Source organism: Streptomyces prunicolor NBRC 13075 (genome assembly GCF_000367365.1).
Taxonomy (GTDB): Bacteria; Actinomycetota; Actinomycetes; order Streptomycetales; family Streptomycetaceae; genus Streptomyces; species Streptomyces prunicolor.
In genome coordinates this window covers 1-22,201 of record NZ_BARF01000042.1, presented here as the reverse complement: position 1 = coordinate 22,201, position 22,201 = coordinate 1, and the positions used below count along the sequence as shown (strand labels likewise).

Below are 22,201 nucleotides of genomic sequence, written 5' to 3'. Positions count from 1 at the left end.
GTCCCTCTACGCTCCGTGACGACCAGCAGGGATACGTACACACCCCGCTTCCGAAAGGTTGCGGAGGGTGCCGAAAGCGGATTACCGCCCTGTTGTGGCTAGTTCCCCGTTTCGCCTGTCGTAAGGATCACGTTGCGCAGCGGCTGCCGGTTCACGAATCGTCCCAACTGGTCGACAACCAGACGCTTCGCCCGCGGCAGGAACGCCGAGGTGGGCCCGCCGACATGGGGACTGATCAGCACGCCGGGCGCGTGCCACAACGGGTGCCCCTGGGGCAGCGGTTCGGGGTCGGTGACGTCCAACGCGGCGGTGATACGGCCGCTTTCGAGCTCCGCGAGCAGCGCCTTGGTGTCGACCACGGGGCCGCGGGCCACGTTGACCAGCAGCGCCCCGTCCTTCATCCGGGCCAGGAACTCGGCGTCGACCAGGTGCCGGGTCGTCTCGTTCAGGGGCGTGGAGACGATGACGACGTCCGCTTCCGGGAGCAGGGCGGGCAGTTCGGCGAGCGGATGCACCGGCCCGCGCGCGGTGGTACGCGCGGAGCGCGCCACCCGCGCCACCCGCGCGAGCTCGAAGGGAGTGAGCCGGTCCTCGATGGCGGAACCGATGGAGCCGTAGCCGACGATGAGAACGGACCGGTCGGCGAGCGCGGGGTGGAATCCGCCGCCCCACTCCCCCTTGTCCTGCGCCCGCACGAAGTCGGGGATCCCACGCAGCGAGGCGAGAACGAGGGCCAGGGTCAACTCACCGGTGCTCGCCTCGTGCACCCCGCGTGCGTTGCACAACTGCACACCGGGGCGCAGGTACTTGAGCCCCGGCTGCACATGGTCGATGCCGGCCGACAGCGTCTGTACGACCTGCACGGAGCCCATCTCCGGCAGCGGCCGCAGGCCGACCTCGCTGCTCTTCATGTACGGCACGGCATAGAAGGCACAGGCGCCCGGGTCCGCGGGAAAGTCCTCACCCCCGTCCCAGAAAAGGTAGTTGGGCCCGTCGGGGAGCCCTTCGATCTCCTCCGGCGGAATGGGCAGCCACACGTCAATGGTCGTCATGGTCAGGAGGCTATGTCAGGCACGCGCGCGTGCAGAGGTTAGGTTTGTGGGCCAGGAGAGGGAGGGTCACGAGCACGTGGAGCGCAGGACGATCGGTGCGGGGGCGCTCGCGATGGGGGCCGTCGGACTCGGCTGCATGCCCATGAATTGGGCGTACAGCGGGTCGCGGCGCCGGGGCGAGGAGTCGGTCAGGGCCGTGCACCGGGCGCTCGATCTGGGCGTGACGCTTCTGGACACCGCCGACATGTACGGCCCGTTCACCAACGAGCTGTTGTTGGGGCGGGTGTTGAAGGAGCGGCGCGCGGACGCGTTCGTGTCGACCAAGGTCGGCCTGCTGGTCGGCGAACAGCACATCGTGGCCAACGGCCGCCCCGGCTACGTGAAACGCGCGTGCGACGCCTCACTGCGCCGCCTCCAGACGGACGTCATCGACCTCTACCAACTGCACCGCGCCGACCCCGAGGTCCCCATCGAGGAGACATGGGGTGCGATGGCGGACCTCGTACAGGCCGGAAAAGTACGGGCGTTGGGCATGTGCGCGGTAGGCGCCCGCGCCGCCCGCCGCCCCGGTGCACGCCTCCATGACGGAACGATCCGCCAACTCCAGCGCGTACAACAGGTGTTCCCGGTCACAGCGGTACAGGCCGAGTTGTCGGTGTGGTCCCCGGAGGCCCTGGACGCACTATTGCCCTGGTGCGCGGCCCGCGGCGTCGGCTTCCTCGCGGCGATGCCCCTGGGCAACGGCTTCCTGACCGGCACCCTGACCCCGGGCGAGGGCTTCGAACCGGACGACCTACGCGCCCGCCACCCCCGCTTCACCGCCGAGATGACCGCCGCGAACCAGCCGATCATCGCCGGCCTGCGCCGCGTGGCCCGCCGCCACGGCCCGGAGGTGACCCCGGCCCAGGTGGCTCTGGCGTGGGTGCTGACGCAGGGGGCGCATGTGGTGGCGGTACCGGGGGCCAAGCAGGAGCGGTGGGTCAGGGAGAACGCGGGGGCGGCGGGGGTGCGGTTGACGGCGGAGGATCTCAGCGAGGTGGCGGAGTTGCCTGCGGCGCTGGGGTCTTGGGACTGACCGCCGTGGTGGTTGCCCGGTGATGAGGCCGGCCGCCGTACCGGTTCCGGTACCGGCCGTCGGCTCGGTCGCCCGAAGGGAACGGCTCGATCGTGCGTCGGTGCGCGGTGATCGGGAACTCGGGCGGGGTGAGCGGTGTATGAAAAGTAGAACCAGCCGCGGGGGACGGCCGTGAGCCCGCTGTAAGAGCTCGCCGTATCCATTGGTGAGTACCCGCCCGTCGAAGGGACCTGATCGTGCAACGTCGAGTCGTGTCGGCCACCCTGGCCGTGACCGCACTCCTGCTGGCGGCAGGCTGCTCCTCCGGCGGGGAAGGTCTCCCGGACGGTGTCCACAGCACGTCGTCCGGCAGTTCCGGTACGGCGACCGGATCCTCGCCCTCCGCGCAGGCCGCCGAGCAGACCCCGCCCGCCAAGGGCACCGTGAAGGTGCTGCGTACGGTCACCGAGGGCCTGAAGACCCCGTGGGGCCTCGCCCCGCTGCCCGAAGGGAACCTGCTCGTGTCCTCGCGTGACGACGGCACGATCACCCGGATCGACGAGAAGACCGGCAAGAAGACCGAGTTGGGCACGGTGTCCGGGGTCTCCCCGGCCGGCGAGGGCGGCCTCCTCGGCATCGCGCTCTCCCCCGACTACGCCTCGGACCACATGATCTACGCGTACTTCACCTCGGCCTCGGACAACCGCATCGTCCGCATGCTGTACGACGAGAAGAAGCCGGCCGGTGAGCAGCTGGGCGCCCCCGACACGATCTTCAAGGGCATCCCCAAGGGCTACATCCACAACGGCGGCCGCATCGCCTTCGGCCCCGACGGCATGCTCTACGCGGGCACCGGCGAGAGCGGTCAGCGAGGCCTGGCCCAGGACAAGAAATCCCTCGGGGGCAAGATCCTGCGGCTGACCCCGGAGGGCGACCCGGCGCCGGGCAACCCGTTCCCGAACTCACCGGTGTACACCTACGGCCACCGCAATGTGCAGGGCCTCGCCTGGGACTCCAAGCAGCGGCTGTTCGCCTCGGAGTTCGGCCAGGACACCTGGGACGAGCTGAACACGATCAAGCCCGGCGACGACTACGGCTGGCCGAACGCCGAGGGCAAGACCGACAACCCGAAGTACCACAGCCCGATCACCCAGTGGCACACGGACGACGCCTCCCCCAGCGGCATCGCCTACGCCGAGGGCTCCATATGGATGGCGGGGCTCAAGGGCCAGCGTCTGTGGCGCATCCCGCTGGACGGCACGAAGGCGTCCGCCGCCCCACAGGCCTTCCTCACCGGCGAGTACGGCCGGCTGCGCACGGTGGTGTCGGCCGGCGACGACAAGCTGTGGCTCGTGACCAGCAACACGGACGGCCGGGGCACGCCTAAGTCGGGGGACGACCGGATTCTGGAGCTTCAGGTGACGTAGGCCCAGGCGACGGAGCGGAGCCGGGGTCGACGTCGGACACAGGATCGGAGCCGGACTCAACATCGGCGTCGATGTCGAACTCGGCACCGGCGTCGGCATCGGCATCGGCATCGGCATCGGGCTCAGCGTCTACGTCGGCGTCGGACTCAACGTCGGAGTGGGACTCGGCGTCGGACTGAACGTCGGTGTCGGCGTCGGACTCGGCATCCGCGTCGAACTCACCGTCCGCGTCGGACTCACCGTCCGCCTCCCCGCCACGCAACCGTACGACCACCCTCCCGGACTCCAGGTCTATCGGCCCGCGCCCCGGGTCTCCGTCGGCGACGTCGACCCTGGTCAGCTCCAGCCGGTTGGCCTCGTCCTGGGTGTGTTTGCGGCCCGGTGAGAACAACTCCTCGAACATGTTGAACACGGCGCCTCCCCTGGCCGGTCCCCTACAGCGTACGACTCATCGCGCGGAGCGCACGGTGAGCGGGTCGGGCGGGAACAGCTCCAGCCGGTGGGCGACGGCCGCCGCCTCTCCCCGGCCCGAGACGCCGAGCTTGCCGAGGATGTTCGAGACGTGGACGCTCGCGGTCTTCGGGGAGATGAAGAGTTCCTCGGCGATCTGCCGGTTGGTGCGGCCGGCGGAGACCAGGCGCAGCACGTCCCGTTCCCGGCTGGTGAGGCCGAGCGCCTGGACGGGATCGGCGGGGTCGGTGGGGTCGGTGGGCGCCGCTCTGCGCGCCGGGACCTTCGTGAGCGTCAGCCGGGCCCGCTGGGCGAGCAGCGTGACGGAGTCGGCGAGCGGGCGGGCGCCGAGGTGGTCGGCGACGGCGGCGGAGAGGCGGAGCAGTTCCGTGGCGCGGTCCCGCTCGTCGTCGCCGCCGTCGGGGTCGGACAGCAGCGCCTCGGCCAGCCGGTGCCGGACGCGGGCGAGGTCGTGGGGGCGGTCGAGGCATTCGAAGGCGGCGACCGCCTCGGACCAGTCGTCCGGGGTGGCGCGGCCCTCGCCGTGCCGCAGTTCGGCGCGCAGCCAGCGTTCGTGGGCCTGCCAGACGGGGACGTTGGAGGGGACCGGCTTGGCGGCCTCCCGGATGCGGTCGAGGATCTTGGGGCGGCCGGGATCCGCGGCGGGCACGCCGATGGTCCGGGTCTCGGCGATGGCCGCGGTGACCAGTAGCGGCCAGGCCTCGAACTGTGTGCCGGGCCGGAAGCCGCAGTCCAGGACGAGTTCGAGAATGGCTCGCGCGTCCAGGAAGCGGCCTTCGGCGGCGGCGATCTGGAGTTCGATCCGCTCCAGGGGCAGATGGTGCTGAGGAGCGACGTCATGGGTGCCGAAGTGCTCGCGGGCCGTGGCCAGTTGGCGGCGGGCCTCGGCCACATCGCCGCGGGCGAGGGCGAGTTCGGCGCGGAGCCGGGCGTGGAAGCCGCGGGGTGAGGCGCTCGGGCCCACGCGCTCCGACTGGGACGCCGCCTCGGCGGCCTCGTCCCAGCGGCCGAGGGTGAACAGGGATTCGGCGAGGTTCCCCCAGATCCAGGCCTCTTTGTCGAACTGGCCGAACTTCTTGGCGAAGGCGAGCCCGGTCTCCAGGATCGACACGGCTTCCCGGGAGCGGCCGACGGTCTGAAGGGAGGACGGAAGGTTCACATAGCTGCGGCCGGCGACGCTGGAGATGCCCTCGGCGACCGTCCGCTCCTTCACTTCGACCAGCTCGGCGAGGCCCGCCTCGACGTCGCCGGAGGCGACCATGAGGCCGGCCAGGGTGAGGCGGGCGTCCATCTCGATCTCACGGGCGCCCACCATGCGCGCGTACTCGACCGCGCGCTCGGCGGCCACATAGGCGTCGGGTCCCGGGACATGGACCATGGACCAGCCGGCGACCTTGGCGAGCACCTCCGCGTGCACCTCGGAGGGCGGCAGTCCGCGGACCAGCTCCTGGGCGGCGGCCAGTTCCGACCAGCCGTCGCCGCGGGCCTGGTGCCGGATCAGGGTGGAGCGCTGCACCCAGAACCAGGCGGCCCGCAGCGGGTCCTCCTCGTCGTTGATGAGGTGCAGTGCCCGCTTGGTGATCTTCAGGGCGCGCTCGCGCTCCCCGCTCAGCCGTCCGGCGACGGCGGCCTCCGCCATCAGGTCGAGGTAACCCAGGGGTTCGGTCTCCGGGTCGCAGCCGCAGGGCGGGTAGACCTCGGCGTAGTCCACGGGACGCAGGCTCGCGCGGACGGCCTCGGGGGCGGTGTCCCAGAGCTCCATCGCCCGCTCCAGGAGCCGTAGTTGCTCGGAGTGGGCGTGCCGGCCGCGGGCCGCGACAGAGGCGTCCAGAACGGCCGGGAGGGCCTTGGCGGGATCGTGGGCGTGGTACCAGTAGCTGGCCAGGCGCATGACGCGCTGGTCGGCGGGGACGAGCGTCGGGTCGGCCTCCAGGGCTTCGGCGTAGCGGCGGTTGAGGCGGGAGCGCTCGCCGGGCAGCAGGTCGTCGCCGACGGCCTCGCGGACCAGGGAGTGGCGGAAGCGGTAGCCGTCGTCGCCGGGCGCCGCCTGGAGGATGTTGGCGCCGACGGCGGACCGCAGCGCCTCGATGAGGTCGTCCTCGGACAGCCGGGCGACGGCGGCGAGCAGCCGGTACTCGACGGTGGAGCCGCCCTCGGCGACGATCCGGGCGACCCGCTGGGCGCTCTCGGGCAGTGACTCGACCCGGACGAGGAGCAGGTCGCGCAGCGAGTCGGTGAGGTTGGAGCGGCAGCCGTCGTGGGCGGCGACGGCGAGTTCCTCGACGAAGAAGGCGTTGCCGTCGGAGCGTTCGAAGATCTCGTCGACCTGGGCGGCGTCCGGTTCGGCGGCGCGGATGCCGGCGATCTGGCGGCCCACTTCCTGCCGGTTGAAGCGGCCCAGTTCGATCCGGCGGACCGTGCGGAGCCGGTCGAGTTCGGCGAGCAGGGGGCGCAGCGGGTGGCGGCGGTGGATGTCGTCGGCGCGGTAGGTGGCGAGGACGAGGAGGCGGCCGGTGCGCAGGGTGCGGAAGAGGTAGGCGAGGAGGTGGCGGGTGGAGGCGTCGGCCCAGTGCAGGTCCTCCAGGGCGACGATCACCGTGCGGTCGGCGGCGACGCGCTCCAGGAGGCGCGCGGTGAGCTCGAAGAGACGGGCCATGCCCTCCTCGTCGTGCCGTCCGGCCCGCTGAAGAGTGGCTGTCTCCGCCAACTCCGGGAGCAGCCGGGCGAGTTCCTCCTCCTGGCCGGCGGCCGCGGCGGACAGCGCGTCGGGCAGTTCGCGGCGCAGCGCGCGCAGGGCGGTGGAGAAGGGGGCGAAGGGCAGTCCGTCCGCGCCGATCTCGACACAGCCGCCGAGCGCGACGACGGCGCCCCGGCGGCAGGCCGCGGTGGCGAACTCCTCGACCAGCCGGGTCTTGCCGACGCCGGCCTCGCCGCCCAGCAGCAACGCCTGCGGCTCGCCCGCGGCGGCGCGGGCGAGCGCATCGTTCAGCGTGTCCAGTTCGTCGGCGCGGCCGACGAAGACCGGACTGACGGACCTGGTCTCCACACTTGCGAGCATGTCACGCGGGTCTGACAACGCGGCACCGGTTTTCGGGCGGACGGCCACGGGGAGGAGCGCCCCACCGGCCTGCCGGGCAGGCGCCGTACGGCCGTTGTCCTGCGCCGTACGACCGTCGTCCCGTACCGTACGACCGCCGTCGTCCCGTGCCGTACGACCGTCGTCCCGTACCCGGACGGTCACGAGGCGCGGGCGAACAGGTGCTTGTGGGGGCGCTTGGTATGCACCTCCCCCTCGGTGTCCAGGCGGGCCTGCTCGCGGCGGGCGGCGCGGGCACCGCGTACGGCCTCGCGGGCGAGGCGCTCGTTCGCGGCCTGCCGGCGCAGTTCGGCGGAGCGGATCTGGTGGAGTTCGTACTCGTACATCTCAAGTCCCTTGGTGGAGTGCGGTTTCGGGCTTCGCTTTCTGCGATGCCTCAACCTTCGTCTCCAAGGGGGGTCCGCCACATCGGGAGAGTTCCGCATCTTGCGGGGCCGGGCGGGCCTTAGACATGCGTAAGGGGGCTCAGGCGGCTCCGTAAGGTGCTTACGGAGCCGCCTAAGCCCCCTGGTGAACTGCGGTGACTCAGGTGGCCGACGGCATGCTGAGCAGGACGTCGGTGTACTTGAGGACGGCCAGGAGCAGGCCTACGACGCCGAGCGCGACGCCCGCCCAGGCGACCGACTTGATCCAGGTGGCCTGCGGCTTGCCCGGGACGCCGAACGCGGGCCGGATGAGCGCGCCGACACCCACGAGGGCGGCCACGAGCGCGAAAATACCGGCCCAGATCGCGGTGGCATGCCAGGAGGTGCCGTAGACCTCCTTGATCTGCGTGGCCACGCTCGCGGTGGACGCCGTGTGGAGCTGGCCGTTGAGCTGCGCGCGGGCGCCGGCGACGGTGCCGATCCAGCCGCCGGAGAGCGAGATGAAGCCGAGCGCGGCGGAGACCACGGCGGCAGCGCCCTGGCCGACGCCGGAGGGGCCCTCAGGCTCCTCCTGCTGGAGCTTCGCGAGCTCGGCCGCGTACTCCTCCTCGGAGAGGTCGTCCTCGTCCTCGACGGCCTCGGCGGCCTCGGCCTCGGTGCTCGCGGTGTCCGGCTCGGTCACTTCCTCGTCGGTCTTGGTGACATCGGTCTTGGTGACGTCGACGGACTCCGCGTCGCTCTTCACCTCGGGGGCCTCGTTCGCGGCCTCGTCAACAGTCTTGGTACCCATGGTGCGCACGGTAGGGGTGAAGTATGAGAAGTTCCTTAAAGATCGCCGTGTTGTGCACGCGCGCGTGCCTCGCGCCACTCGGGGGCGAGCACGGACCACACCTCTATGTCATGCCGTACGCCCTTGTGGGGGTGTGATTCGCGGAGGACCGCGTCCCTGGTCATGCCCGTGCGGCGGGCAACATTCAGGCTCTTCTCATTGCCCGCGGCGGCATGCCATTCGACGCGGTGGATACCGCGCTGTTCGATCGCGAAGTCGATGAGAATCCGTATCGCGCGGGTGATCAGTCCGTGGCCCGCACCGGCGGGTTCCAGCCAGCAGCCGACCTCGCAGTTGCCCTGGTCGGCGTGGAAGTTCAGGAAGAGGACCCCGCCGACGAGCTTGCCGTCCAGCCAGATGCCGTGCAGGGACGCGCTGTCGGCGGCACGGAGGTCGGCGTAGCGCTGGAGCATGACCCGCGCGGAGTCGACGTCCGTCTCCTTGGACCCGAAGGCGATGTACTGGCCGATGAACTCCCGGCCGCGGTCCAGGTGCGCGAGGAACTCCTCGGCGTGCCACGGCTCCAGGGGACGCAGTTCGGCTCCGTCGTCACCCAGGGATATCGCGTACATCCTGTTCCCGCTCCTTCGCCAGGACGTCCGCCACCTCGGCGTCCGTCGCGGCGGCCAGCCTCTCATGGGCGGCGCGGCACTCGGGGGGCTCGATGCTGATGCGGGGCAGGACGCGGTCGAGGCCCCGGGGCAGCCACCAGTTGGCGCCGCCGAGCAGGTGCATGAGGGCGGGCACCAGGAGCGTACGGAGCACGAAGGCGTCCAGGGCGACGGCGGACGCGAGCGCGATGCCGAACATGGCGATCACGCGGTCGCCGCTGAGCACGAAGGCGAGGAAGACGGAGATCATGATGACCGCGGCGGAGTTGATCACGCGGCTGGTCTCCGCGAGGCCGACGCGGACGGCACGGCGGTTGTCGCCGGTTTCCAGCCATTCCTCGTACATCCGGCTCACCAGGAAGACCTGGTAGTCCATCGAGAGCCCGAAGAGGACCGACACCATGATCACGGGCAGGAAGGGCTCTATCGGCCCGGCGCGTCCCAGGCCGAGGAACTCGCTCCCCCACCCCCACTGGAAGATCGCGACGACGACCCCGAAGGCGGCGGCCACGGCGGCGACGTTCATCGCGGCGGCCTTGAGCGGGATGCCGACCGAGCGGAAGGCGAGCAGGAGCAGCACACAGCCGAGCGAGATGACGACCCCGACGAACAGCGGGAGCTTGCCGACGATCACCTCGGCGAAGTCGTCGTAGCTCGCCGTCACCCCGCCCACGTGGATGTCGAGCGAGGTCCCCGTCTCGGCTCGCGGCAGCACCTCGGTGCGCAGCCGGTCGACGAGGTCGCTGGTCTTCTGTGACTGCGGTGCCGAGTCCGGTACGACGCTGAAGTACCCGGTGGAGCCGCCGGCGTCGTAGGTCACCGGGGTCACGGAGGCGACGCCCTCGGTGGTGCGCAGGGTGGCGTCGAGGTTGTCGAGGGTGAGCTTGTCCTCGGCGCTGTCGATCTTCGTCACGAGGGTGAGGGGGCCGTTGACACCGGGCCCGAAGCCCCCGGCAAGCAGGTCGTAGGCCTGGCGCGTGGTCGACGACTTGGGGTCGTTGCCCTGGTCGGAGGTGCCCAGGTGGAGGGCGAGGGTGGGCAGCGCGAGGACGGTGATGACGACCAGGGCGAGGGCGCCGAGCAGTTTGGGGTGGCGCTCGACGAACGCGGACCAGCGGGCGGCGAGGCCGGTGGGCAGCTCCGGCTGGGGCCCGTGCTCGGCCAGTCGGCGCCGTTCGCGGCGACTGAGGGCGCGGGGGCCGATGAAGGACAGCAGGGCCGGGAGAAGCGTCACGGAGGCCGCGACGGTGAGCACCACGGTCAACGAGGCGGCGATCGCGACCCCGTTGAGGAAACCGAGCCGCAGGATCAGCATGCCGAGCAGGGCGATGCACACGGTGGCGCCCGCGAAGACGACCGCGCGCCCGGTGGTGACGACCGCGTTGGTGACCGCCTCGGTGACGGACAGCCCGCGTTTCAGCCCGCGCCGGTGCCGGGTCACGATGAACAGGGCGTAGTCGATGCCGACGCCGAGCCCGATCAGCATGCCGAGCATGGGCGCGAAGTCGGCGACGGTCATGGCATGCCCGAGCAGCACGATCGCCGCGTACGCGGTGCCGACGCTCACCAGGGCGGTGCCGATGGGCAGAAGGGATGCGGCGAGCGACCCGAAGGCGAGGAACAGGACGAGCGCGGCGACGGCGACCCCGACGATCTCGGCGGTGTGCCCGCTCGACGCCTCGGTGAGCGCGATGGCGCTGCCGCCCGATTCGACCTGGAGCCCGTCGGTCTCGACGGCCTTGGCAGCGCGGACGACGGCCTGCGCCTGGGACTTGTCGATGTCCTCGGCCTGGTGCACGAAGGTGACGGTGGCGTAGGCGGTCCGCCCGTCGGCGCTGATCCGGCCGGCGCCCTGCCCGTCGTACGGACTGACGACGGAGGCGACTCCGGGCAGGTCGGCGATCTTGTCGAGAACGCCGGTCATGGTCTGTTCGACGGCGGCGGCGCGGACCGAGCCGGGCGAAGTGCGCCAGACAACGGTGTCGCTGTCGCCGCCGAGACCGGGAAACCCCTCCTGGAGGAGTTGAGTTGCGCGGCCCGACTCGGTGCCGGGTGCCTCGTAGTCGTTCGAGTACGCCGAACCGGCGACGGCGGCGGCCGCGGTGACCCCGCCGAACGCGAGGAGCCACAACAGGACGGCGACGAGGCGGTGTTGAACACACCAGCGGGCAAGGGCTGCCACGAACGTGCTCCCGGGGATGGCGAATTGTGGATCTTTGACCGGGAATCCAGGTTCGAGGGATGAACAGCCCGCAAAGAACGCATGAGCAATGCGTGGCCCACTCTTGCAGCAGAAAATGATCGTTTACGGCGTTCGTGCGCCGGATCACGGGAGTGGGAGCCAGATCACAGGACAGTAACGGCAACTCTGTCAGGGCACCCGGCTCAGTCGAACTGGTCCCCCAGCGCCATCACCATCGCCCCGACCACCAACAGCCAAAGCGCCCTTCTGGTACGGCCCCTGGACCCGAGCACCGACGCGAGCGCACACACCGCGGCGCCGAGGGCATAGGCGGCCGGAACAACGACCGGCCCGGATCCACTCGCCCGCAACACCGCCGCGGCCACCCCCGCGAGGGCCAGCACGGCACCGGTCAGCGCGGCCGTCCAGCGGGCCCGTCGCGCGTCCAGTGCCGGATCCCCGAAGTCCTGCACTTCGGATATCTCGGAATCTCCGCGTCCGTCCATGGCGGGCGAGCGTAGCGCCTCCACCTGAGAAACCTGGTGCGCGGCCAACCGACGTCCTCCACAATCTCGTTGCCTTCCCCTAGGAGCTACGCAGAACCGGAGGACACCGTTCACCGATGCCCGACACCGACCTGACCGCCCGCCTGACCCACCCCCGCTACCCGCGCAGCAACACCTACGACCCCCGCTGGACCATCGAGAACCAGATGGGCCCGCACGCCCTGTGGCTGCTGGAATGGCTGGCCCCCGCCCTCGGCCTGGACACCTTGCGCCCCGGCGCTCGCGTGCTCGACCTGGGCTGCGGACGCGCCATGACCTCCGTCTTCCTCGCCAAGGAGTACGACGTCCAGGTCACCGCGGCCGACCTGTGGGTGAAGCCCGAGGAGAACGCCGTACGGATCGCCGAGGCGGGCGTCGCCGATCAGGTGCTCCCCCTCCACGTGGAGGCACACGCTCTCCCCTTCGGGGACGGCACGTTCGACGCGATCGTGTCGATCGACGCCTATCAGTACTTCGGCACCGCCGACCTCTATCTGCCCACGCTGACCCGGCTGTTGAAGCCGGAGGGCCGGATCGGCGTCGTCATGCCCGCGCTGCGGGAGGAACTGCCGGGCGCCGAACCGCCGGAGCACCTGAAGCAGTACTGGGAAGGGGACCCGGGCTTCTGGGCCTTCCACTCCCCCGCCTGGTGGCGCAGGCACTGGACACGCGGCAAGGCAGCGGAGGTCGAGACGGCCGACTGGCTGCCCGACGGATGGCGCGACTGGCTGCTGTGGAGCGAGGTGTGCGCCGAGGAGAGCCCGAGCGAGTTCATGGCGGACATGGCGCGCACGTCGGCGGAGCTGGTGAACGCCGACGTGGAACATCTGATCGGCTTCACACGCGTCGTGGGGCGCCGACTGTGAAGTGACACACCTGGGGGGATGCATCGCAACCGATGCATCCCCCCAGGGCTGTTGATGTCCTACGGCTGATTTCCTACGGCCGTCTCAGCCCTCGCTGACGCCCAGCTGCTCCAGGATGAGCTCCTTGACGCGGGCCGCGTCGGCCTGGCCGCGGGTGGCCTTCATGACCGCTCCGACCAGCGCGCCGGCCGCCGCCACCTTGCCGCCGCGGATCTTGTCGGCGATGCCCGGGTTGCCGGCGATGGCTTCCTGGACGGCGGTGGTGAGGGCGCCGTCGTCGGAGACGACCTTCAGGCCACGCTTCTCGACGACCTCGTCCGGGGTGCCCTCGCCGGCGAGGACGCCCTCGATGACCTGGCGGGCCAGCTTGTCGTTCAGTTCGCCGGCGGTGACCAGCGCGGTGACCCGGGCGACCTGCTCCGGCGTGATGGGCAGCTCGTCGAGCGCCTTGCCGGACTCGTTGGCGCTGCGGGCGAGTTCACCCATCCACCACTTGCGCGCGGAGGCCGAGTCCGCACCGGCGTCGATCGTGGCGACGATCGGGTCGATGGCACCGGCGTTCAGGATCGACTGCATGTCGAACGCGGTGATCCCCCACTCCTCGCTGAGCCGGTTGCGGCGGGCCAGCGGCTGCTCGGGCAGCTCGGCGCGGATCTCCTCGACCCACGCGCGCGAGGGGGCCACCGGAACCAGGTCCGGCTCCGGGAAGTACCGGTAGTCCTCCGCCTCCTCCTTCACGCGGCCCGAGGTCGTCGACCCGGTGTCCTCGTGGAAGTGACGGGTCTCCTGGATGATCGTGCCGCCGGAGTTCAGCACCGCGGCATGGCGCTGGATCTCGAAGCGGGCGGCACGCTCCACGGAACGCAGCGAGTTGACGTTCTTGGTCTCACTGCGCGTGCCGAACTTCTCGCGGCCGTGCGGGCGCAGCGAAAGGTTCACGTCGCAGCGCATCTGGCCCTGCTCCATGCGGGCTTCCGACACACCGAGCGCCCGGATCAGCTCGCGCAGCTCCGCGACGTAGGCCTTCGCGACCTCGGGAGCGCGCTCGCCCGCGCCCTCGATCGGCTTGGTGACGATCTCGATGAGCGGGATGCCGGCGCGGTTGTAGTCGAGCAGCGAGTGCGAGGCGCCGTGGATACGGCCCGTCGCGCCGCCGACGTGCAGCGACTTGCCGGTGTCCTCCTCCATGTGGGCGCGCTCGATCTGCACCCGGAAGGTCTCGCCGTCCTCCAACTGGACGTCCAGATAGCCGTTGAAGGCGATCGGCTCGTCGTACTGGGAGGTCTGGAAGTTCTTCGGCATGTCCGGGTAGAAGTAGTTCTTCCGGGCGAACCGGCACCACTCGGCGATCTCGCAGTTCAGCGCGAGGCCGATCCTGATCGCGGACTCGACGCCGATCGCGTTGACGACCGGGAGCGCGCCGGGCATGCCGAGGCAGGTGGGGCAGGTCTGCGAGTTGGGCTCGGCGCCCAGCTCGGTCGAACAGCCGCAGAACATCTTGGTCTTGGTACCGAGTTCGACGTGGACTTCGAGGCCCATGACGGGGTCGTAGGTCGCCAGGGCGTCCTCGTACGACACCAACTCGTCGGTCGTGGTGGTCACGGTGAAAACTTCCCTCTCAGCCCAGCAGGACGTCGTCGTCGCCCAGCCGCTTCAGCTCGCGGTACAGGATGGCGAAGCCGGTGACGAGCGCGACGGCGGACACCGTGGCGTCGATCAGACGGAGCGTGTCGTGCTCGGTGCGCGCCTTCTTGATCTGCTTGGCGACACCCAGCGCGCCGAACGCGGTGGTGGCCATCGACACATACGTGCCGGACTTGGACTTCTTGAAGCCCTTGGCCTTCGACAGTGCATTGCTCACAGCGACGGTGCCTCCTCAAGCAGCGGGTGGCCCCACTTTTCCACGAAGGCGGCCTCGACGGCGGCGCCGACCTTGTAAAGCCGGTCGTCCTTCAGCGCCGGGGCGATGATCTGCAGCCCGACCGGGAGACCGTCCTCCGGCGCGAGACCGCAGGGCAGCGACATGGCCGAGTTGCCCGCCAGGTTGGTCGGGATGGTGCACAGGTCCGCGAGGTACATGGCCATCGGGTCGTCGGCGCGCTCGCCGATCGGGAAGGCGGTGGTCGGCGTCGTGGGCGACACGATCACGTCGACGCTCTCGAACGACTTCTCGAAGTCGCGGGTGATGAGCGTACGGACCTTCTGGGCGCTGCCGTAGTACGCGTCGTAGTAGCCACTCGACAGGGCGTACGTCCCGAGCATGATGCGGCGCTTCACCTCGGGGCCGAAGCCCGCCTCACGGGTGATCGAGGTGACCTCTTCGGCCGAGTGGGTGCCGTCGTCGCCGACCCGGAGGCCGTAGCGCAGGCCGTCGAAACGGGCCAGGTTCGACGAACACTCGGAGGGCGCGATCAGGTAGTACGCCGACAGGGCGAGGTCGAAGGACGGGCAGTCCAACTCGACGATCTCCGCGCCCAGTTCCTTCAGTACGGCCACAGCCTCGTCGAAGCGCTGGATGACGCCGGCCTGGTAGCCCTCGCCGCGGAACTGCTTGACGACGCCGACGCGCATGCCCTGCACGCTGCCGTTGCGGGCGGCCTCGACGACCGGCGGGACCGGGGCGTCGATGGAGGTGGAGTCGAGCGGGTCGTGGCCGGCGATGACCTCGTGCAGCAGCGCCGCGTCCAGGACCGTACGGGCGCAGGGCCCGCCCTGGTCGAGGGAGGACGAGAAGGCGACCATGCCGTAGCGGGAGACCGCGCCGTACGTCGGCTTGACGCCGACCGTGCCGGTGACGGCGGCCGGCTGGCGGATGGAACCGCCGGTGTCGGTGCCGATCGCGAGCGGCGCCTGGAAGGAGGCGAGCGCGGCGGAGGAGCCACCGCCGGAGCCACCGGGGATCCTGGTGAGGTCCCAGGGGTTGCCGGTAGGCCCGTAAGCGCTGTTCTCGGTGCTCGACCCCATGGCGAACTCGTCCATGTTGGTCTTGCCGAGGATGACCACGTCGGCGGCCTTCAGCCGCTTGGTGACGGTCGCGTCGTACGGCGGGATCCAGCCTTCGAGGATCTTGGAGCCGACCGTGGTCGGGATGCCCTCGGTGGTGAAGATGTCCTTGAGCGCGAGCGGTACGCCGGCCAGCGGCCCGAGCTGCTCGCCCCTGGCCCGCTTCGCGTCGACGGCGCGGGCCTGCGCGAGGGCACCCTCGCGGTCGACGTGCAGGAAGGCGTGCACCTTCGCGTCGACCTCCTCGATCCGCGCGAGGTGGGCCTCGGTGACCTCGACGGCCGTGAGCACGCCGGACGCGATGTTCGCGGCGGTCTCGGCGGCGGTGAGCCGGATGATGCTGCTGTGGTCCGTCATGGTGATTAGTCCTCCCCCAGGATCTGCGGCACCTTGAAACGCTGCTGCTCCTGGGCCGGGGCGCCGGAGAGCGCCTGCTCGGGGGTGAGCGAGGGACGGACCTCGTCCGCGCGCATGACGTTCGTCAGCGGCAGCGGGTGGGAGGTCGGCGGTACGTCTTGGTCGGCGACCTCGCTGACGCGGGCGACCGCGCCGATGATGTCATCCAGCTGTCCCGCGAAGTGCTCAAGCTCTTCGGGCTTCAGCTCCAGACGCGCCAGCCGGGCGAGGTGGGCGACCTCCTCGCGCGTGATGCCAGGCATGCAGCGTTCCTCTGGGGTGAGTGTGTGTGGTTTGGGGCCAATCCTATGGGGCGGGGGGCCATACCCGTTAAACGGTTTCCGCGCCGCCTTGGCTGGGGCTGCTAGTCGCCCACTTCACAACGGGGCCGAGGCCAACCCCCCAGGGGCGCGGGGCTGTGTCGTTTTGCGGCTCCGCCGCGTGGGCGCGCCCAGCCACAACGCGCCTGCAGCCGCAAACCGACAGAAGCTCCTCCCCATTAGGCGCAAAAGGTCAGCCGATCCGCCCCGGATCATCCGCCGCGGCAGCCGGAAGCGCAGCCCGAGGCCGCTGCCAACCCCGCGAACCCCTCGCCCGCAACCAAGCCGTCATATCCTCCGGCGGCATAGCCGCAGCAACAAGCCACCCCTGAACCGCGTCACACCCCAGATCCCGCAACCGCTCCCACGTCTCGTCGTCCTCAACCCCCTCAGCCACGACGAGCAACCCAAGGGAATGCGCCAGATCAACAGTGCACCGAACGATCTCCGCATCCTCCGTGTCCACCGCGAGCCGCGCCACGAACGACCGGTCGATCTTCAACTCACTGACCGGCAGCCGCCGCAGATGCACCAGGGACGAGTACCCCGTCCCGAAGTCGTCGAGGGACATCTTCACGCCGTGCCCGGTCAGCCCGTTGAGGGTGTCCGCGGCGCGCTGCGGGTCCTCCAGGAGGACGTGTTCCGTGATCTCCAGCTGGAGCGAGCCCGGCGGGACCCCGTGCCGGGCGAGGCGCGCGGCGACCGAGCCCGCGAAGCCGGGGGTGTGCACATCGCGCGGGGAGACGTTCACCGCGACCGGTACGAACAGGCCCTGGGCCCGCCATCGGGCGACCTGGGCGAGCGCCGTGTCGAGGACGTATTCGGTGAGATGGGGCATCAGCCCGGACGACTCGGCGATCGCTATGAACTCGTCCGGCGGCACCTTCCCGCGTTCGGGATGCACCCACCGCACCAGCGCCTCAAGGCCGGCGACCTGACCGTCGAAGCGCACCTTGGGCTGGTAGTGCACCTGCACCTCGTGCGCGTCGAGCGCCCGCCGCAGATCCCCCAACAGACCCAGCCGGTCAGGGGTGTTGGAGTCCCGCTTGGACTCGTAGACCTCTACGCCCGTACGGTCCCGCTTCGCCTGGTACATCGCGACGTCCGCCCGGCGCAGCAGGCCCTCGGCGTCGAGGGCGTGATCGGGGAAGACGGCGACGCCCGCGCTGGCCTCCAGGACGAGGGTGAGCCCGTCGAGGTCGAGCGGGGAGCTGAGCGCGGCGACGAGGTTGCGGGCGACCCGGGTCGCGGACGTCGTGGAGTCGGCGACGGGCAGCAGGACGGCGAACTCGTCACCGCCGAGCCGCGCGGCCTCCGCCCCGCGCGGCAGCGCCACCCGCAGCCGGTCGGCTATCTGCAACAGCAGCCGGTCTCCGGCCAGATGACCCAGGGTGTCGTTGACCGACCGGAACCGGTCGAGGTCGATCAGCATGAGCGCGGCCTTGGCGCCGATGCGCTCGGCGTCGTCCAGGGCGGTCCAGATGCGCTCCAGCAGCCACTGCCGGTTGGGCAGCCCGGTCAGCGGATCGCGCAGTTGCTCCTCGGCGCGGGCGCGGGCCATCCACAGCGTGGAGTCGAGGGCGATCAGCGGGATCGAGAACAGGGGCAGCAGGACCGGCTGCGCCACGGCGACCACGCAGATGAGTGGTGCGATGCCGAGCAGGGCTACGGCGACCAGTCCCTGTCTGAGCAGGGCAGTGCGGGCGACGGTGGGCAGTCCGCCGTGGCGCGGGGCGTGCAGATACCAGAGCAGGGTGCGGGTCACGGCGAGATAGGCAAGGGCGACCAGCACGACCTCGGGCGCGGTGTAGACCGTCCAGGTGTCGGGGTTCCACGGCGTCTCGACGGACGGCACCCGGCCGAACGCGCCCAGCACGAGTGCTCCGGCGGCGATGCCGAGGATGTCCACCGCGCCGTGCAGCAGGCCCTGGCGCCAGCGGTTGCGCCTGGCTATGCCGACCAGGACGACGACGGTGAGGCTGACCATGCCGGCGGCGACCCAGCCGTAGAGCAGCAGGACGCCGAGGGTGAGGGCGGCGCCCGAGCCGGTGCCGCCCCACCAGCGGGCGCGGCCCAGCGCGACCAGGTGGCCGACGATGATGCCGGTGAGGACGGCCAGCGACCAGCCGACCGTGCCGGACGGGAAGAGCGCGTGGTCGCCGGTGAACGCCCGGAAGAAGCCGGCGCCGAGGACGAGGCCGGCCGCGACCACGACCGCCGTGGGCAGCGCGGGCCAGGTCAGGTGCCGGCCGGATTCACCGCCCGGCAGCCCGGAGGTGTGGGCGGCGGAGAGTGGTGCGTCGTGGCGCGCGTCCGGTGTGGAGTACTGTCCGGTGGCGCGCGGCTGGGTGCTGCCCGGACGCTCCACGGGGCGCGCTCCCCAACGACTCCCCCGCCAGGCGCCGGTGAGCCGGCGCAGGAGTGAGTCCGGGGGGGCGCTCTCGGTCGGTTCCATTCCCGTCCCTCTCACAGCCGGCGGTGCCCACGCCACGCGGTCCGCTGCCCGACTTCCGTCAACGGCACCGCGTTTGGAAAACCACTCCCCCTGCTCACCAAGAGCAGGGGGTTGCCCCAACCGCAGCTGGGCACGGCAGGTGCACACCTCAACAGTAGGCCGCAGAAGGCTTCCACGGGCAGCGGTCGTAGACGGTTGCCCGAATGCGACCCGGCCACCCGTATGCATCTGGTATGCGCCGATCGGGTGGCCTTCAACCGCTGCTCCTCGCTACTCCTCGACCGGAAGCGCGACTTCGGCGGCTGCCTCGGGCCCCTGTTCCAGCAGGACGGTGAAGCCGTCCTCGTTGAGAACAGGCACCTTGACCTGCATCGCCTTGTCGTACTTCGAACCAGGATTGTCACCTACGACGACGAAAGACGTCTTCTTCGAAACAGAACCGGTCACTTTCGCTCCCCGGCTCTGCAGGGCGTCCTTCGCCCCGTCGCGCGTGAAGTGTTCGAGAGTGCCGGTGACGACGACGGTGAGCCCTTCGAGCGGGCGCGGGCCCTCGTCCTCGGCGGAACCCTCCTCCTCCATCCGGACCCCGGCGGCCCGCCACTTGCGGAGGATCTCCTGGTGCCAGTCCTCGGCGAACCACTCCTTGAGGGAGGCGGCGATGATCGCGCCGACGCCGTCGGTGTTCGCCAGCTCCTCCTCGGTGGCCTGCTCGATCCGCTCGATCGAACGGAACTCACGGGCCAGCGCCTCGGCCGCGACCGGGCCGACATGACGGATCGACAGGCCGGTGAGGATGCGGGCGAGCGGGCGGTCCTTGGCTGCGGCGATGGTCTCCAGCATCGCGAGCGCGTTCTTCTTGGGCTCGCCCTGCTGGTTGGCGAAGACCGTCGCGATCTTCTCCTCGCCGGTCTTCGGGTCCCGCTTGGGCAGCCCGCTGTCCTGGTCGAGGACGTACGCCTTGATGGGCAGCAACTGCTCGATGGTCAGGCCGAACAGATCTCCCTCGTCGCGCAGCGGCGGGTCCGCCGGCTCCAGCGGCTTGGTGAGGGCGGCGGCCGACACATAGCCGAAGTGGTCGATGTCCAGCGCCTTGCGGCCCGCGAGGTAGAAGAGGCGCTCCCTCAACTGGGCAGGGCAGGTGCGGGCGTTGGGGCAGCGGAGGTCGATGTCGCCCTCCTTCATCGGCCGCAGCGGCGTACCGCATTCGGGGCACTCGGCCGGCATCACGAACTCCCGCTCGCTGCCGTCACGCAGGTCGGCGACCGGGCCGAGGATCTCCGGGATCACGTCACCGGCCTTGCGCAGCACCACCGTGTCGCCGATGAGGACGCCCTTGGCCTTGACGACCTCCTGGTTGTGCAGCGTCGCGAACTCGACCTCCGAGCCGGCCACCGTCACCGGCTCGACCTGGGCGTACGGCGTGACCCGGCCCGTACGGCCCACGCCCACACGGATGTTGACGAGCTTGGTGTTGACCTCCTCGGGCGCGTACTTCCACGCGATCGCCCAGCGCGGGGCGCGGGAGGTGGAACCGAGCCGCCCCTGGAGGGGGATCTCGTCGAGCTTGACGACCACGCCGTCGATCTCGTGCGCCACGGAGTGGCGGTTCTCGCCGTAGTACCTGATGAACTCCCGTACGGCGTCGAGGTCGTCGACGACCCTGTTGTACGGGGAGGTGGGCAGGCCCCAGGTCTTCAGCAGGCCGTACGCCTCGGAGAGGCGGGTGAGGGGGGCGAAGCCCTCCAGGGCGCCGATGCCGTGCACGACCATGTGCAGGGGGCGGGTGGCGGTGACGCGGGGGTCCTTCTGGCGCAGTGAACCGGCCGCCGCGTTACGGGGGTTGGCGAAGGGCTTGTCGCCGGCCTCGACCAGGCGGGCGTTGAGCTCCTCGAACTTCTCCATCGGGAAGTAGACCTCGCCGCGGATCTCCACGAGGTCGGGCACGCGGTCGCCGGTGAGGCGGTCCGGGATCTCCGCGATCGTGCGGACGTTGGGCGTGATGTCCTCGCCCGTACGGCCGTCACCGCGGGTCGCCGCGCGCGTGAGGCGGCCGTGCTCATACGTCAGGTTGACGGCGAGGCCGTCGACCTTCAGCTCGCACAGGAAGTGGTGCTCGGCGCTGCCGACGTCCTTGTGGACGCGCTCGGCCCAGGCCGCGAGCTCCAGGTCGTCGAACGCGTTGTCCAGGGAGAGCATGCGGGAGCGGTGGACGACGGAGGTGAACTCCGTCTCGTACGCCCCCGCGACCTTCTGGGTCGGCGAGTCCGGCGTCCGCAGCTCCGGGTACTCCTCCTCCAGTGCCTCAAGGGAGCGCAGGAGCTTGTCGAAGTCCGCGTCGCTGACGACCGGAGCGTCGTTCACGTAGTACCGGAAGCGGTGCTCCTCGATCTGCTCAGCGAGCTGCGCGTGCTTCTCCCGTGCCTCTGCGGGCACCGTCGTCTCCGCTTGCCTGTCGCCGGCCACCGTGTTGTCCTTCCGTCACTCAGGGTTGTCCGCGAGGGATCTCGCCGCCCGGACGCAGTGGGCGAGGGCATGGCGCGCGTACTCGGGAGAAGCCCCCGCGAGTCCGCACGACGGGGTGATCGTGACCGACTCCGCGAGAAGTCCCGGTCGCAGCCCCAGCCTGCGCCACAGCGTCCTGACACCCATGACGCTACCGGCAGGGTCCGACAACGCGGTGTCCGTGCCCGGCACGACACCGGCGAAGAGCCGGGTGCCGGCCTCGACCGCCTCGCCGATCACGTCGTCGTCACGCTCGGTGAGGAGCGAGAAGTCGAAGGAGACCCCGGCCGCGCCCGCCCGGCGCAGCAGGGCGAACGGCACGTCCGGTGCGCAGGAGTGGACGACGACCGGGCTGTCCACGTGCACCCGGACGACCTCGCGGAGCGCACTCTCGACGAGTTGGCGGTCTACGGCGCGGTAGGTGCGGTAGCCGCTGGCGGACCTGACGTGTCCGCGCAGTACGCCGATCAGGGACGGCTCGTCGAGCTGGAGCACGATCTGGGCGCCGGGGACACGGCGTTGGACTTCGTCGAGGTGGATGCGCAGGCCCTCGGCGAGCGAGCCGGCGAGGTCGCGGCAGGCGCCGGGGTCGGAGAGCACGGCCTCGCCGTTCCGCAACTCCAGACTGGCGGCGAGCGTCCAGGGCCCCACGGCCTGCACCTTGAGCGGCCCCTCGTACCCCTGGGTGAACTCCTCGAACGCGTCGAGGTCCTCCCCCAGCCACGCCCACGCCCGCTTCGTGTCCCGCCCCGGCCGGTCCCCGATCCGCCAACCGCTGGGCTCCACACGCGCGTACACCTCGACGAGCAGTCCGGCGGTCCGGCCGATCATGTCCGCGCCGGGTCCCCGGGCGGGCAGTTCGGGCAGGAACGGAAAGTCCTCGAAGGCCCCGGTCGCGGTCTTCGCGGCCTCGCGGGCGTCGGTGCCGGGCAGGGAACCGACACCGGTGGCCGCGCCGAAGCTGAACTGGCTGTTGTTGCTCACCCCGGAAGACTACGGAACCCTCCGGGGGTGTGGCGGCGCCCC

The 22,201-nt window shown here is 70.6% G+C and carries 18 protein-coding genes; 3 read left to right on the top strand and 15 right to left on the bottom strand.

Annotation, left to right across the window (positions count from 1 at the left end):
* Window positions 1-98: 98 nt before the first annotated feature.
* Window positions 99-1,052, bottom strand: coding sequence for a 2-hydroxyacid dehydrogenase (locus tag SPR02S_RS18975; protein WP_043258365.1), 954 nt, complete (start codon window positions 1,050-1,052; stop codon window positions 99-101).
* A 76-nt stretch (window positions 1,053-1,128) separates the two neighbouring features.
* Here SPR02S_RS18975 and SPR02S_RS18970 point away from each other — a divergent pair, with 76 nt between their 5' ends.
* Together SPR02S_RS18970 and SPR02S_RS18965 are read left to right on the top strand one after the other, a co-directional pair.
* The gene (locus tag SPR02S_RS18970) at window positions 1,129-2,127 is read left to right on the top strand and encodes an aldo/keto reductase (protein WP_019058573.1); all 999 of its coding nucleotides are present in this window, start codon (window positions 1,129-1,131) and stop codon (window positions 2,125-2,127) included.
* Window positions 2,128-2,378: 251 nt separating this feature from the next.
* Window positions 2,379-3,533 (top strand): PQQ-dependent sugar dehydrogenase, encoded by a 1,155-nt coding sequence (locus tag SPR02S_RS18965; RefSeq protein WP_019058572.1) that lies wholly within the window; start codon window positions 2,379-2,381, stop codon window positions 3,531-3,533.
* On the opposite strand, the gene SPR02S_RS66155 is transcribed toward SPR02S_RS18965, so the two are convergent.
* The 7 genes from SPR02S_RS66155 to SPR02S_RS18930 form a co-directional block, all read right to left on the bottom strand.
* Complete coding sequence (locus tag SPR02S_RS66155; RefSeq protein ID WP_245607583.1) at window positions 3,490-3,936, bottom strand: DUF6191 domain-containing protein; 447 nt, start codon at window positions 3,934-3,936, stop codon at window positions 3,490-3,492. The genes SPR02S_RS18965 and SPR02S_RS66155 overlap by 44 nt on opposite strands.
* A gap of 45 nt (window positions 3,937-3,981) precedes the next feature.
* On the bottom strand, window positions 3,982-7,062 hold the full coding sequence (locus SPR02S_RS18955; protein WP_020684187.1) for a helix-turn-helix transcriptional regulator: 3,081 nt from the start codon (window positions 7,060-7,062) through the stop codon (window positions 3,982-3,984).
* A 179-nt stretch (window positions 7,063-7,241) separates the two neighbouring features.
* A complete protein-coding gene (locus SPR02S_RS18950) occupies window positions 7,242-7,427 on the bottom strand; it encodes a hypothetical protein (RefSeq protein WP_019058569.1) in 186 nt (61 codons plus the stop codon).
* A 199-nt stretch (window positions 7,428-7,626) separates the two neighbouring features.
* Complete coding sequence (locus tag SPR02S_RS18945) at window positions 7,627-8,256, bottom strand: hypothetical protein (protein ID WP_019058568.1); 630 nt, start codon at window positions 8,254-8,256, stop codon at window positions 7,627-7,629.
* A 35-nt stretch (window positions 8,257-8,291) separates the two neighbouring features.
* On the bottom strand, window positions 8,292-8,867 hold the full coding sequence (locus tag SPR02S_RS18940) for a GNAT family N-acetyltransferase (RefSeq protein WP_019058567.1): 576 nt from the start codon (window positions 8,865-8,867) through the stop codon (window positions 8,292-8,294).
* Window positions 8,845-11,088, bottom strand: coding sequence for an MMPL family transporter (locus SPR02S_RS18935; RefSeq protein ID WP_019058566.1), 2,244 nt, complete (start codon window positions 11,086-11,088; stop codon window positions 8,845-8,847). The genes SPR02S_RS18940 and SPR02S_RS18935 overlap by 23 nt, the downstream gene beginning before the upstream one ends.
* 203 nt (window positions 11,089-11,291) lie before the next feature.
* A complete protein-coding gene (locus tag SPR02S_RS18930; protein ID WP_026150684.1) occupies window positions 11,292-11,594 on the bottom strand; it encodes a hypothetical protein in 303 nt (100 codons plus the stop codon).
* 116 nt (window positions 11,595-11,710) lie between these two features.
* On the opposite strand from SPR02S_RS18930, the gene SPR02S_RS18925 reads away from it, so the two are divergent.
* Window positions 11,711-12,499: an SAM-dependent methyltransferase gene (locus tag SPR02S_RS18925; protein ID WP_019058564.1), complete on the top strand. Its 789-nt coding sequence runs from the start codon at window positions 11,711-11,713 to the stop codon at window positions 12,497-12,499.
* An 84-nt stretch (window positions 12,500-12,583) separates the two neighbouring features.
* Here SPR02S_RS18925 and gatB read toward each other — a convergent pair whose 3' ends face one another.
* From gatB to SPR02S_RS18890, 7 genes are all read right to left on the bottom strand, one after another.
* A complete protein-coding gene (gatB, locus tag SPR02S_RS18920) occupies window positions 12,584-14,101 on the bottom strand; it encodes an Asp-tRNA(Asn)/Glu-tRNA(Gln) amidotransferase subunit GatB (protein ID WP_019058563.1) in 1,518 nt (505 codons plus the stop codon).
* Window positions 14,102-14,117: 16 nt separating this feature from the next.
* Window positions 14,118-14,360, bottom strand: coding sequence for a hypothetical protein (locus SPR02S_RS18915; protein ID WP_019058562.1), 243 nt, complete (start codon window positions 14,358-14,360; stop codon window positions 14,118-14,120).
* On the bottom strand, window positions 14,357-15,859 hold the full coding sequence (gene gatA / locus SPR02S_RS18910) for an Asp-tRNA(Asn)/Glu-tRNA(Gln) amidotransferase subunit GatA (protein WP_019058561.1): 1,503 nt from the start codon (window positions 15,857-15,859) through the stop codon (window positions 14,357-14,359). Before gatA ends, SPR02S_RS18915 begins: the two co-directional genes overlap by 4 nt.
* A gap of 5 nt (window positions 15,860-15,864) precedes the next feature.
* Window positions 15,865-16,161: an Asp-tRNA(Asn)/Glu-tRNA(Gln) amidotransferase subunit GatC gene (gene gatC / locus SPR02S_RS18905; RefSeq protein ID WP_007384860.1), complete on the bottom strand. Its 297-nt coding sequence runs from the start codon at window positions 16,159-16,161 to the stop codon at window positions 15,865-15,867.
* A 250-nt stretch (window positions 16,162-16,411) separates the two neighbouring features.
* Entirely contained in the window at window positions 16,412-18,673 is a 2,262-nt protein-coding gene (locus SPR02S_RS18900) for a putative bifunctional diguanylate cyclase/phosphodiesterase (protein WP_043258364.1), read from the bottom strand.
* A gap of 270 nt (window positions 18,674-18,943) precedes the next feature.
* Window positions 18,944-21,136: an NAD-dependent DNA ligase LigA gene (gene ligA, locus SPR02S_RS18895; protein WP_019058559.1), complete on the bottom strand. Its 2,193-nt coding sequence runs from the start codon at window positions 21,134-21,136 to the stop codon at window positions 18,944-18,946.
* Window positions 21,137-21,151: 15 nt separating this feature from the next.
* Window positions 21,152-22,159 carry a methionine synthase gene (locus SPR02S_RS18890; protein WP_019058558.1) on the bottom strand — a complete coding sequence of 336 codons (1,008 nt, stop codon included), beginning with the start codon at window positions 22,157-22,159 and terminating at the stop codon, window positions 21,152-21,154.
* Window positions 22,160-22,201: the final 42 nt, after the last annotated feature.

Coding starts and splice junctions, on each gene's coding strand:
- SPR02S_RS18975 (WP_043258365.1), bottom strand. CDS start 1,052: ATGACGACCATTGACGTGTGGCTGCCCATTCCGCCGGAGGAGATCGAA.
- SPR02S_RS66155 (WP_245607583.1), bottom strand. CDS start 3,936: ATGTTCGAGGAGTTGTTCTCACCGGGCCGCAAACACACCCAGGACGAG.
- SPR02S_RS18955 (WP_020684187.1), bottom strand. CDS start 7,062: ATGCTCGCAAGTGTGGAGACCAGGTCCGTCAGTCCGGTCTTCGTCGGC.
- SPR02S_RS18950 (WP_019058569.1), bottom strand. CDS start 7,427: ATGTACGAGTACGAACTCCACCAGATCCGCTCCGCCGAACTGCGCCGG.
- SPR02S_RS18945 (WP_019058568.1), bottom strand. CDS start 8,256: ATGGGTACCAAGACTGTTGACGAGGCCGCGAACGAGGCCCCCGAGGTG.
- SPR02S_RS18940 (WP_019058567.1), bottom strand. CDS start 8,867: ATGTACGCGATATCCCTGGGTGACGACGGAGCCGAACTGCGTCCCCTG.
- SPR02S_RS18930 (WP_026150684.1), bottom strand. CDS start 11,594: ATGGACGGACGCGGAGATTCCGAGATATCCGAAGTGCAGGACTTCGGG.
- SPR02S_RS18925 (WP_019058564.1), top strand. CDS start 11,711: ATGCCCGACACCGACCTGACCGCCCGCCTGACCCACCCCCGCTACCCG.
- gatA (WP_019058561.1), bottom strand. CDS start 15,859: ATGACGGACCACAGCAGCATCATCCGGCTCACCGCCGCCGAGACCGCC.
- gatC (WP_007384860.1), bottom strand. CDS start 16,161: ATGCCTGGCATCACGCGCGAGGAGGTCGCCCACCTCGCCCGGCTGGCG.
- SPR02S_RS18900 (WP_043258364.1), bottom strand. CDS start 18,673: ATGGAACCGACCGAGAGCGCCCCCCCGGACTCACTCCTGCGCCGGCTC.